At 61.4% G+C, this 12806-nt stretch carries 3 protein-coding genes and 1 pseudogene; all 4 read right to left on the bottom strand.

Annotated elements, in window-relative coordinates:
• Nucleotides 1–50: 50 nt before the first annotated feature.
• Nucleotides 51–2075, bottom strand: coding sequence for a protease Lon-related BREX system protein BrxL (gene brxL / locus KBY73_RS11015; protein WP_254937141.1), 2025 nt, complete (start codon nt 2073–2075; stop codon nt 51–53).
• Nucleotides 2076–2200: 125 nt separating this feature from the next.
• A complete protein-coding gene (locus KBY73_RS11020) occupies nt 2201–4873 on the bottom strand; it encodes a PglZ domain-containing protein (RefSeq protein WP_254937142.1) in 2673 nt (890 codons plus the stop codon).
• A 641-nt stretch (nt 4874–5514) separates the two neighbouring features.
• Nucleotides 5515–9255: pseudogene (gene pglX, locus KBY73_RS11025) on the bottom strand (BREX-1 system adenine-specific DNA-methyltransferase PglX); the annotation flags it as partial.
• A 14-nt stretch (nt 9256–9269) separates the two neighbouring features.
• Entirely contained in the window at nt 9270–12806 is a 3537-nt protein-coding gene (gene brxC, locus KBY73_RS11030) for a BREX system P-loop protein BrxC (RefSeq protein WP_254937144.1), read from the bottom strand.

Genomic DNA, 12806 nt, shown 5'->3' on the forward strand with positions numbered 1-12806 from the left:
TTGCAGAGATCAGGCACTCCCTTCCTGTCGCCAGGCGGCACAAAAAACACTCAGTTGAGATCAAGCCCCTTGAACGTCGCCGTCTTCACATCGTTGTAGAAGATCGGATCGATCTTGTCGATCTCATCGGTGTTGATCTCGAGGAAGCTGCGCTTGTTCTCACCCGGGATCAGGGCGCAGCGGGCGCCGTTATCCATGGCGACCTGGAGCGGCTCCACAAGGGAGCGGGCGGCCTTGATGTTGCCCTGAATGCTCATGTCGCCCATGACCAGCATGCCGGCCCTGGCGGGGGCACGGCGGATGGCGGAAAAAGCGGCCAGAAAGAATGCCACGCCAACCTCAGCTTCAACCTTGTTGCCCAGGAGGTCGATGGCTTCGACGTTGTAGTCGTAGCTGTCGGCCTCGTGGCTAATCGAGAAGGCGCTCTTGTTGGCCTGTAGATAGGCGAAAGCGCGCTGGATGGATTCCTTCATCTGGCCGCTGATGCCACCTGCCGGCTTGAGCTTGCCGTTGCCTGCTGCGATGGAGACCTCCAAGCGGTAGAGGCCAACCGTGCCATCCCCAGTTACGGACGCGGTGTAGACCGAACCCGGCGCCATCGGCTCCGCGGCGATTAGATCCTGACCGCCCTGCTCGGGCACGCCAACGAAATGCTCCTCGCCCGTGTCGTTGTCTGAGTAGCTGAAGGAGGTCTGGCTGTACTCGAAGGAGCCCATCTTCTTGAGCTGCTCCTTGACGCGCCTGCGGCACTCGATGGCGAGCTTGACGATGTCTTCCAGGTCTTCCTTCGACGGTTCCCCATGGGGATGGATGATCTTGACCAGCCCGGAGACGGTGCGGCGCACGGCCTTGCGGTCACGGGTGTTGAGGTGACTGCCTAAGCCGAAGTGGCTGTCGCAGAGCTCGGTGTAGTTGAGCTTGCGCAGGTCGCGCAGGGCCTCGGCCAGGTAGTCGATCACGAAGCCGTAGTGGTCCGTGAAGAACTCGTTGCGCATGTTGGGAACTTCCCAGCCCGGCAGGTAGCAGTGCAGCCGGTCGATGAAGGCGCGGTCGTCGCGAATCACATCGGGCATCGGTGCGAACAGGTGCCCCGTTTGCACCATCACGTCGATCGGCTGCTGGGTGTTGCCGAACATGGCGATGCTGGCGTCGCCGGCAAAGCTCTCGGCACCACGCTGGAACTGCCCCGACTCGCAGTAGGTCTTCATGGTGGTGATGACCTCCTTGGGCATCTTCTGGAGGTCAGCCACCTCGTCGAAGCCGACCACGTCCCAGATCGACACCATCCCTTTGACCTTGCCGCTCATGTGGCCAAACAGGTTGGCCACGGTGGTGGGGCCGGTGAGCAGGGCCGCGTAGGGCGAGAGCTCCTGAACCGCAAAGCTCTTGCCGGTGCCGCGAGGACCCAGCTCCACCAGGTTGTAGTTGCGCTCGCAGAGCGGGATAAGCCGCAGCAGGAATAGGAGCTTGAGCCGCTGGCTGAACTGGGAGGGCTCGTAGCCCATCGAACGGATCAGCAGGTCGATCCACTCCTCGGTGCTGAACTGCGTCCGCAGCTTGCGGTATTCATCGAGGTTGAAGCTGGCCAGCTGGATCGGCGTCAGCTGGCTGATCGAGAAGGGCGCCTTGCTGTCGTTCTCCTCCCACTCCACCTCCACCTGCGCCCACACCCCGCCAGTGAGCAACCGCTCAAAGGCATGCACGTCGTCATCAGCGATGCGCAGGCTGTTGCTGCCGAAGTTGACGCACTCGGCCACATAGGTGTTGCCGACCAGGCGCACCTTCACCTTGTCGATGAAGGTGTAGCGGCCCTTCTGCTTGACCTTGCTCTGGGCCTTGGTGGCCTCGTCGGGTCTGATGTAGTTGTTGGACAGGGTGTCGCGCACCACGGAGAGGCCCAGCTCGATGGCGGCGGCATCGGAGGAGGCGCAGTATTTGCCGAGCAGATACTCGAGCACGAACACCGGCACGTTGGCGCCGACCTTCACGGCCCGCACCAGGTCCTTGCGGACGCACTTACCCGCAAAGACCTGATTGACCTTGTCGTCGAGGGCGTCGCGGGCGGGGGTGCTCATGGGGGCTGGATTAGGTGGTGCTTGCTGAAGTGCTGTGCTTTGTGAGGCAGGGCGTTTCGTGGATCACGTCTGCCAATCGAGCTGTGGTGGAGGGAAGCCGCCCAGGTGGTAGGTAACAGGAGCCATCAGCCGAGCAGGTCCACTGGCAGATCGGGGCTGCGGTGCAGCACCAGATCCGTGGCGGCGTCGCGCAGCTCCAGGTAGAGCTTCTTGCCGCTCCAGTCGCCGGGAATGAGCAGGCCGATGGTGGCGGCCTGGCCGGGGGTGAGGGTGAGGCGGTTTGTGCCTGTGTCGAGCTCAGCGTCGATGGCCTGGATGGGCGTAGCGACCAGGTCTTCTGTCTTGCAGTCGTAGGCAGCGAGCACGGTCTGGCGGTTTTTGCCCTGGTTGAGCAGGTCGATGGGTAGCTCGATCGGCACCATCAAGATGCGATTGGTGACCCTCTCAACCAGCGTTCCTGGCCAGGGCTTCTGCTTTTTGGCCTTGCCTGCGACCTCAGGTGCAGCGCCAGGGGCTGCGCAGCGGAAGCTGAGCAGGGGGATCAGCAGCTCCTGGATGCTGCTGCCGCCGTGGTGAAAGCAGAGACTGCCACCAGCCTTGAGCACCCCGGAGGAACGGGGCAGCACCACCGAGAGACCGTTTTGTCCGTAGCCAAGGGCAGCGGGCTGGATTTCCACGCAGGAGGGATTGACGGCGGAGGGGTGGCCAAGCCAGCAGCGCCGCTCCAGCTTGAACAGCTTTCCGTCCGGCGGGTCGATGCGCATGGCGGGCTCTCGGCCCAGCGGTAGATGCAGGAAGCCGTGATCCGCGGTGATCACGAAGCGCTCCAGCGGCTGCTCCAGCGGCAGGGCAGCCAGGCGGCGCACGGCGTCTTCGATGGTGTCGAGCTCGCGCTGCATGTCGGTGCGCACATTGGCGAGGTTCTCGTCGGTGTCGCGCTCACCGGCGTGGTCGATGCCGGTGCTGGTGACCACCACTGGACCAGTACCGGCCAGCTTCTCGAGCAGCACGGCCTCCTTGCTGCGAATCAGCTCCACCAGCGAGATCACTACGGCGGTGGGCACACGCTGCTGCAGGTGGGCGAGGCGCTTGGGCTTGTCATTGCTCCAGCCCACCGGCACCCCATCGACCACGGAGCAGGGGCTGCCAGCGACATCGGCCACCGCAAAGCTGCGCTCCGCGCCGGGCAGCAGGGCTGCCATGCCAACGGGCGTGATCGAGGGCAGGGCGGCCTGGGCGATCTCCAGCTTGAGGTCGCTGAGCTGCTCGCGGCTCCAGCCGCTGAAGCGCTCATGCAAGGTGGCGCCCATCTCGTAGCGCAGGGCATCCACCCAGAACACCACCGCCCTGCCGGCGCCGGGCTGCACCCGCTCGCTCCAGGTGCGCGTCTGCGGGAAGGCACCAGGGATAAGCCAGCCTGCCTGCTGCAAGGCAGCGGTGAAACGTTGGGCCTGCTGCTCCAGTAGGGCCTCGTAGCGGCCCCGCAGCTGCTCTAGAGCGTCTCTGATTTCCACTTCGCTGGCGGTGAGCTCAGCCACCTGCTGCTCCAGGCGCCGCTGCAGGCCATCGACCTGCTGGGCGGCCTCTGCCTGATACGGAAGCCAGGCTTCAACGGCAGCGGCGGCCTTAGGCAGCTGAGCTTGCGCCTGCTCGAGGGCCACCCCGAGGGCGGCGGCGGTGCGGGCCAGCTCCCACTGCAGCCGGCGCCTGGCTTGCTGGGCATCGGTGGGCTGACCCACCAGCCAGAAGCTGTTGTGACGGGCGGCCACCAGCTCCTGCGCCTTGGCGTACTCGCCCTGGGTGAGGAAGACGTCGACGCTGCGCAGCAGGAACTGTTCTTCGCAGGGGAAGGTGTCGATCGAGCCGAGCACGCCGGGCCGCTCGCCGCTGATCAGCGAGCGCAGCTCAAGCTCAGCTTCGATGCGATTAGCGATGACGATGTAGGCGGGCGCGTGGCTGCGGCGCAGGCCCTGCACATCTGCGAGGGCGTTTTCTTCGGCGGCCTTACCCACCGGCAGCGACTGCCTGGCAAAGGCGCTGAGCTCATCGCCATGCCAGTCGTGCAGGAACTCATGCAGCAGCAGGGCCCGCTGGGCCCGCTGGCGCCAGTCGGCCAGGGTTGTCTCTACAGGGAAGCCCAGGCCCCAGCGGCTGTGGAGCAGTTCCTGCAGTTCGTTCTCCAGCCCTTTGGCGCTGATGGCGTCATCGAGCCCATCTGCTGCCAGCCAGAGGCGGGCCAGCTCGGCGTTCTCGGGAGAGCTGTTGCGGCCCAGCTGCTGCTGAAACAGCGCCTTGAGCTGACTGAAGCCGCCGCTACCTGCTTGCTCCAAGGCCAGGGCGATGTCGCGGTAGGTGAGATCGGGCCGCTTGAGCAGCTGCTCCACCTTTTCAGGCTCGAGCACCTCACGCAGGTAGCCGCGGGCACGGCTCACCAGCTTGATCTCGAAGGTGGAGCCAGCGCGGAGCAGCTCAAGCAGCACAGCGCGGCCTTCGCTCTCCTGGCGATCCGGTAGGTAGACGAGCAGCGGATCGGGCAGATCTGCTGCGACGTGCGGTTCAAGCTGGCTTCGCAGTTCATAGAGGCTGCTGCCAGCCAGCGCCCAGCCGGCCTGCTGCTCCCCGAAGCTGAGGCTGCCAAGCTCCCTGGCGCTGGGCGAGGCCGTAGCGACATCGTCGAGAAAGGGCCGCAGCTGCTGGCCCGGATCAAAGACCAGCAAAACCCTGTGCTCGCTGAGCTGCTTGGCCAGCTCCTGGCAGAGGCGGCGGTGGAGCTTATTGGGGGCTTCCGCTGCCATCATTCGCCCTCTCCAGCTTGGCTCTCAACAGCCGCAAGACCTGACTCGCTGAGCCGGTACTTGGCTCCACGGGCAGCCCCAAGCTGCTCGATCTGACCGCCTTCCTTGAGTTGCTTGATCACAGCTGTGAGCGAGGCAGCCTCCACATTCAGCAGCTCGGCAATGGCGTTTCTGCCGAGACCGTCCGCTGGAGCGGCGGTGAGAACCAGCAGGGTCTGGCGGGAGGTTTCCGCATCTACCTCGGGGGCAGATCCGCGGGGCCGGCGGGTTGTGCCAGTGGAGGATGACTTCGCTACCCGTGGGGTGCGGGTGCGAGCGGCGGCTACAGGTGGAGAAGCTGCCAGGAAGCGTTCAAGCGCGTTCTGCACCGCAGGCTTGCTGTACTCGGCGAGCAGGGCCTCTAGCTCAGCTTCCGGCAGCTGACGCTGCAACCAGTTGCCCTTACTGGTCTCCTGCCAGAGGCGCTCTACTAGCCCGTGGGCGATAGCCAAGCTGCGATCGGTGATGCACTTTCTGATCACCCGCTCGGGCCAGAGATGGAAGGCGAGATGGGCCCAGTCGTAATCGCCTTTAACCAGCTTGTCCCAGCATTCCTTACATTTATTCTGCCAGGGGGCGTAGGGCGTGACGCGCCAAAGTATGGCGTGATTGATAATCACGCCATCGTTGAGATTTGGGCTCCAGAGGGAAGCCACTAGACCAAGCTCACTCTTAAATATGATTAAATCCTGAAGCAGGATCTGTACCTCCCGAAGGCGGCTGGCCGAATCACTCGAGATGGCTCCTTGGGATTCAAGTTCAAACTGTTCTCGCTCGGCCTCCTGAATACGTGGCTCGACGAAATCACGCAGCACTCGATATAGCGTGTCTTGCGTGAAGCGATGGTAGTAAAGCCAGACTGAATAGCTGCCGTTGCCAGCGGAGACCTGCCAGTAGATGGGGGCCTGACGTCGGCTCTTGGAGTAGCGTTTGAGGTGATCGGCGAAGAAGCCAGCAGACTTACGAAAATAATCACGAAGCGTCTTTACGCCGAGGATTTCGCAAACTTCGTGTTCAACGGACTCGGATGTAAAGCTGCCCTCCTGGCCACCCCAGATAATTGCAATGACCTCGCGGATGCGGCGGTCGAGGTCTAGCGGATGATTTGGGTCATCCACGAGGATGCCGTTCCACGGAATTAGGACGGGATACGCGGGGGCCACATCTTCCTGGAGGGCTGGCAAACCATGGTCATTCTGCAACTGGCCGGGTGGACAGATTGGCAATGGTGCAAATGGATTCAACAAAGCTGGTGCAAGCCGCTTGCCAATTGCGAAATTGATATCCCATTGCCCCACACATGCTCCAACTGCGTACGAAACTAAGTCTGCTACATCAACGAAATCGGAGCGAAGCTTTACTCTGAAACTTTTCACATCATGGCTGTCTGCCGCATTTAATATATTCTCCTCGACTACTGACGCAAGGCGTAAGCCAACTTTCTGAAGCGAGGACCGAACTAAATCAAGAGTGGATCTGCATGCTTCTGCCCGAGAGGCGACGGCATGAAGCGGCGATACAAATAACGAAGATGGCTCAATAGCCTGCTCAAGCATGTCCATTTCAAGGTATACATCTGTTGCCAACTCGCTGAGCACAAGCAAGTCATTCGCGGGCCTAGGAAGCAAGCCAATTGAACCTGTTTCATAGTTTCCAAACTTTGACAGGGCCTCAATTGCGGACAAGTACTCTGACGAAGAGAGCAGCAAAGGCAGGGCACTGGTCCATTTAAATGCATCCTCGCCCGAGGGAAAGATGATGCCATTCTTATTCGAGAAGCACGCCCCTGCCCGCAATCTCCTACAGCTAAAACCTTTTTGGCTTCTCTTGGAAAACGCAGCACCTGGGGTGCCATAATATTTTGAGGATTGCCTCGTTCTTGCGATATTCCCGCTATTGGTCTCGGCAAATGCCGCGATCTCGGCCCCAGCTAAATGTCGCTTAACTACAAGGTGCAAGTCTCCTGAGTACCAAGAGTAATCACCGCCCTTGGAAAAGATGTGCCAAGTATATCCAATCTCGCCCGCTGAGACTTCCCATTTTAATCGAACGAATCTACTGTCGTCTTCTGTTGCTAAGCCTTGGGTCGTGCTGGCGAACCCTGCGGAAAAATTGTCACCGGACTGCAGGCGGCTGATCGCTTCAGATTCCAGTTCCAGAAGCAACTGTAGCCCCGGCAGAGAGCAAATCGTTGATAACAGCGCTACCTTCCATTCGCCTGAACTTATAGCATCAGCACGCTTATGAACCTCTTGAGACCTGACGCTCTTGTGCAGAAGCTCTCCTTGCTCATTGCTGGAAATGATGTAAGCGGCTGTTTCAACAAGCGCTCCGTCAAGAACCCCTGCGCCTAGATCTGCGAGTATAGAAATGCGCTTGCCGGTCCCGCCGACTATTTCCTTCCGGAAGTCAAGCAGATCACGCCCAACAGAGAAGGCGCGCGACGTGATTGCGCCAAGCAGCCCTGTAGTTGACAGTGAAAGATTCATCAATCGTATGATCATCGCTGCATAGATATCATTCTTGCCGCCACTATGTGCCGTACTCATGTAGTCAAGCACGCTCTTGATGGGCTCGCCGAAAGGCGGATTCATTAATGTCACGTCGTAGCGCTTACGACAGATATCAATAAAGGCAAAACCCTGCGCCGCATCCTCCGCAAAGAGCCGACGCTGATAACCTCTTCGGTATTCAGCCTGCTCCGCGTAGTGGCGCAGAGCGGTGTAGATGCGTTCCTCAATACCAACCCAGAAATCCCTGGTGAGGTTCTGAAGATCAGCATTCAGGGAAGAACCCACCCCTCCCAGTTCTGCAAATTCAGTTGCGCTGAACAGATCCCGCTGCCGAATTGCAAGCTTCTGCCAGTCTCTTTGCCCCTGCTCAATCGCATCGCGAACTTCCTCCTCAATCTTGAGCAGTGATCCGGCCTCTCCTGCCAGCTGCATCTTGTCAAAGATCGTCTCCAACAACTGCTGAACAAGACCCCTTTCTGCTTCAGGGAACTGCTGATCAACAAAATCAGCCAGTAGTTCCCGCTCACCTGGCATCGGTTCAGCGCACACCACATTGGAGCGAGTGATTGCTGGGCGAGCTGCAACCTCTACCCCCTGCTCCTGCCAGGCTCGCTGTGCTCTTAGCCAGAGGGTCAGCCTGGCGATTTGGGTAGCCCGAGGATCAATGTCTACGCCGTGGATGTTGTGCAGCAGGATCAGCCTGGGCACCTCACGCAAGAAGGCTGCCTTGCGGGCAAAGCCAGCTGTATAAGTAACAAAGGGTGCAAAGGCTTCTCCTTGCTTGGCCTGCTCATCTGAACCATGGGCGATCTCCCAGGCCTCCTCGTAGATCGCTAGATACAGGTCAAAGGCATAAAGCCCAAAGTGCATCGAGCCGCAAGCTGGATCCAGCATGCGGATCTCACGCGGATCCTTTAGCGGGCGGTAGGGAATGTGCACCGGCTGGCGCAGCAGCTCCTCCTGGCTGATGGCTTCATCAGCAACGACCTCCGCTGGCGGCTCTTCCCCAGACTGCAGCCAGATCTCATTAGGCCGCCGCACCTGGTAGCGGCAGCGCTCTTTTAGGCCGGTATCGCCCTGCCGCATCTCATACCAGATGCGCCCCAGGGTGTTATCGGTGAGGAACTCCACCACATAGCGCGGTGTAAAGAACTGGTTGCGCACCGCCAGCTCCCGGCTGTTGCGGGGCGCAGAAGACTCCTCGCGCATCTTTTTGCGCTCGGCATCGCCGTTGAAGTACTGATAGATCCAGCCCAGGGTTTCGTCTTCTCTCCAGAGCTCAGCCAGCTCTGGCCTATTGAGGATGTCCAGCAGCTCCAAGAGCGCTGTGCGCTTTGGCCACAGCAGGCTGGCTGGATCGCGGGGATCAAATAGGGCCCGCAGCTCGCGGCTTACGTCTTCAAAGATCGTCTCCAGGTACAGCCGGTAGCTGCTCTCTTGCTCCACCAGCAGCCCTTGGGCAACAGCGGTGAACTCCTGGAAACCCTCGCTCTCTAACCCACCGCTGACGCAGCGCCGCACCAGCTCGCGGGCCTCCATGAGTTTCAAGGCCACAAAGCGGTTTAACGCCGTGAAGGCCATCTCCCGCAGGGCCAGCAGCAGGGCCTCCTTCTCATCGTTGATCTGCGCAGACCTGTGCTCGATCCAGGCCAGGAGCTTCTCGCGGAGTAACCGCTGCTCGGCCTGCAGGTGGGCGCCAGGCTCCTCGCTCCAGCGGCCGGCGGCCACATTGATGTCGTAGGTCTCCAGAAGCTGCCTGCTGAACTCCTCTTCCAGCAGGCGGCGGGCGTCCTGGGTGGCCTTCTGCAGCTTGCTGCGTTGCTCCTTTTCCATGGTTTAGGCCCTCCTCATTGCAGTAAGACCTTGCGGTCGTTGCCTAGCTCTGCTTCGCAGCGCTGGCGGATGCGGTTGAGCACGTCGTCGAGGCCCGCCGCATCGAAGGGTTCGCGACACAGCTCGCGCACACTCACCGTGCTCACCTCCTGCTCGGGGAAGGCCCACTTCTGGGCGATCTGCTCCTGCTGGCGCAGCAAGCCTTCGAGCATCGCCGGCTGATCGCGTAGCCGCACCAGATCCAGGGCCTCGGCGTCGCTGGCCTTCTGCTGCAGCGGTGCCTTCAGCTGCTGCTGCCGCTCTGGCTCCAGCGCCGTAAAGCCAGGGGTCTGCTCCAACTGCTGCACGCGCTGCTGCACCTGAGCAGCAAGGGCCTGCTGGGCTGCCTGGCGCCGCTGCGCGTAGGCCTCCTCCAACTTCCTGGTGAGCTGGTCGATCTCAGGCAGCTTCTCGTAAAAGCTTGGTGCCTGCAGCCGATCGTCCAGCGCCGCCTGTTCCGCGTGCAGTTCCGCCGGCAGATCAGCCTCCTGCAGCAGCTGGCCCCAGATCTCAGCGCTCAGGGCTTTTCGAGCACGCTGCAAATCAGCGCTGCGGCTAGCGAGCGTCTCCTGGATTCCCTTGGCCTTCTGCCAGGCCTCCTTGACGGCTTCTGCGCTGCTCTTGAACGCCAGCACCACCTCCTCATCGTTGTTGTCCTGCCAGGTGGACACCTGCTCACTGGCCTGCTCCAGCACCTCAATTCCTGGCAGCTGCAGCGGTGCCAGCGCCCGGCTGGCGCTGTTGAGTTCGGCATTGACGCCCACCGCCACTACGCGGATCTCACGGGCTAGGGGGCCTGGCTGCACGCCAGCGACGGTTTTGCCCGCAAACTTCTGGAACAGCTGGCTTGCTTGCAGCACGTCTTCTGGCTTCAGCTTGCCGGCGTGGGCGACAAAAAGCGTGGCGCGGAAGGTGCTGTTGTTGGTGAATAGGGGCCGCACCTGGGGGTTGGCGGTGCCCACAAAGCTCTGGGCGTTGTGGGTGGCCTTGAACTTGCCTGCCACCTGCAGGGCCGCCACCAGAAACCTCACCGCATCGAGAGTCCAGCCGTAAGGAGCAGCACCAAAGTGATCGGCCAGCTCTTTGCCGCTCCAGCCGGCACTCTTCACCTGGCTGCGGTTGAGCACCGCCTGCAGCGCTGGGCGGTTGGTGTCGATCACCCACTGGCCGCCTTCCTCCTTGCAAAGCCGCAGCTTTTCGATTGAGCCGGTGAGGCCCTTGAGGTTGTCGGCGCTGAGCAGCTTGGTGAGCTCCTCGCTGCTGGGGCTCACCTCCGCTTCACCAAAGCGGGCGTAGATCTTGGCCAGCCCCTCCTTGAGCGCCTCGCGCATCGCATCAACGGCGCTGGCGGGATTGGCTGGAAGCTCACAGATGCCGCCATTGAGCAGGATCTTGCCGTGGATCAGGGTTTGCTCCAGCAGGCGGCAGGCCTCCTTCTGGAAGCCAGCCAGCTTGCGGCGCTCCTCGCTGACCAGCTGCACCTGCCCTTTGTCGGTGGCGCCCTTGCCTTTGAGATCGATCACCTTCTGGGAGCGGAACCACTCGCCCAGGGTTCGATCCAGCTCTTGGCTGGCGCACATCGCCCAGAAGAAGGTATTGGTCTCCTGCTGGCTGGTCTGGCGCAGCTGCTCCACCCGCTCTTCTTGCACCTCGCTGCTAGCAACCCGCTCCACCTTCACGGGCACATCACCCTTCACCAGCTCGCTGCCGCGGAAGTTGAGGGCAGCCTTGAAGCTCTTGACGCCACTCCCTAGAGCTGCGCTTGGCACCGGCTCCCAGATCAGCTTGAGGGCCTCAGCCAGCAGCCCATTGCGCTCTGGCACCGAGGGTGCCTGCTGGTTGCGGGTCTGCTCCCAGTCTTCCTCTTGCGCAGTGGGGATCTTGTAGGTGCCGTCGGCCGCCTTGCGGATAAGGTTGCGTTCAGCTAGGTGCCGGCAGGCCTCCTGCACCTGGGATTCGAGCGAATCTGCATCGATGGCTGGGTGCAGCACCACGGCCACATTGCGCTCAGTGGCCGGCACCTGATCGACGAACTGCAGCAGGCAGATCGCCTTGGCCACCGGCACCGCCAGCGGATGATCGGCCTTGCTGGCGATATCGACGATCTTGCCGCGGTACTGCGAATCGATGTTGTTGCTCTGCAGATCAAACACCCGATCCAGGGTCACAAGCGAGCCCACCTGCTTGTCAGCCAGCCCGCTTTGGGGATTGGTGAGCAGCTCCTGGGCCAGCTTGATGATCGCCCGGTTGGCACCGCCGAACTGCTTGCTGGCGCCCCCGGAGAGGCGCAGACCCGACACCACCTGAATGATCAGCTCGATCTGATACGGCAGCAGGGGGTAGAGGGCCGCGAAGCCTTTGGCGCCCAGCTCGGGCAAGCGAATCTTGGTGTCGAGCTTTGTGTGGGTGGCCAGGCGGCCCTGATGCTGCTGGAACAGCTCGGTGAGGGTCACCTCTCCCTGGGCGCTCTTGCCCAGAACCCGCCGGCTGGTCACCTCAGCGATGTCGGAGGGCTCCAGCACCGGCTTGTAGGGGAAGCGATCCTGCAGACGCGCCAGCTCGGTGCGGTTGTCGTCGAGGTAACCCACCACATCGGAGAGCTTCTCCTGGGAGGTGACCATCACCCACACCCTGCCGCGGCCCTTAATGCCCAGCTGCTGCACGATCGCCTGTAGATCAAGCATCTTCTGGATGTCGCGGGCCACGTACTGGCCCACCTCATCCACCACAAACATCAGCTGCTTACCGGGATGCTTGCGAGCGAGTAGCTCGATGGTGCGCTCCGCCAGGCTGGCAGGTGTGATCGGCACGTTTTGATCGCGGGCGTTTTTAAGCCAGCTGTCTTTCTCGGCGTAGGTCTGCGGTTCTATGGCCTGCATCACGGCACTGGCCCTAGGCATCGCCTGCAGCAGGCGCGTCTTGGCGATCGCCCAGTCTTCTCCTGGGTAGAGCTCAGCAAAGGCAGCAAGGAAGGCCTGCAGCTGGCCCTGCTCTTCCAGCTCGATTTCTAGTTCGGCCACCTCCAGGCTGCTGGAGTAGCCGAGGTGATCAAGCAGCTTGCGATAGAAGATCTTGGTGAGATCTTCGCTGGCATTGACGTTGCGATCCGCCGAGACATCAAAGATGATTGCTTCTGTGGGGATCTGCTCCTTGATCGCCCCCAGCAACGCCTTGATCGCCTGATTATTAGCTCGCTGCGCCAGTAGGTCGCCTGCACTGACGCCGCCCAGGTCCCGGTTGCTGATCGCTAGGCCCACATATTTGGCGAAGCTCGACTTACCTGCCCCGAAGAAGCCCGCCACCCAGATCGCAATCGCTTCGCTGGGTTGATTCACCGACTGGCGATAACCCTCCAGCACCTTGAGCATGCTGCTCTCAATCGATTCGGTGAGGATGTATTCATCGATCTCCTGGCGCACGATCGCCACATCGTCTTGATCGACCTTGATCACTTCCTCGATCTTGCGATCGATCCGGCCGGAGAAGAGTTCGCGAATGGTTTGGGTAGTCAT

This window comes from Cyanobium sp. Tous-M-B4 (genome assembly GCF_024345395.1).
Classification (GTDB): Bacteria; Cyanobacteriota; Cyanobacteriia; order PCC-6307; family Cyanobiaceae; genus Cyanobium_A.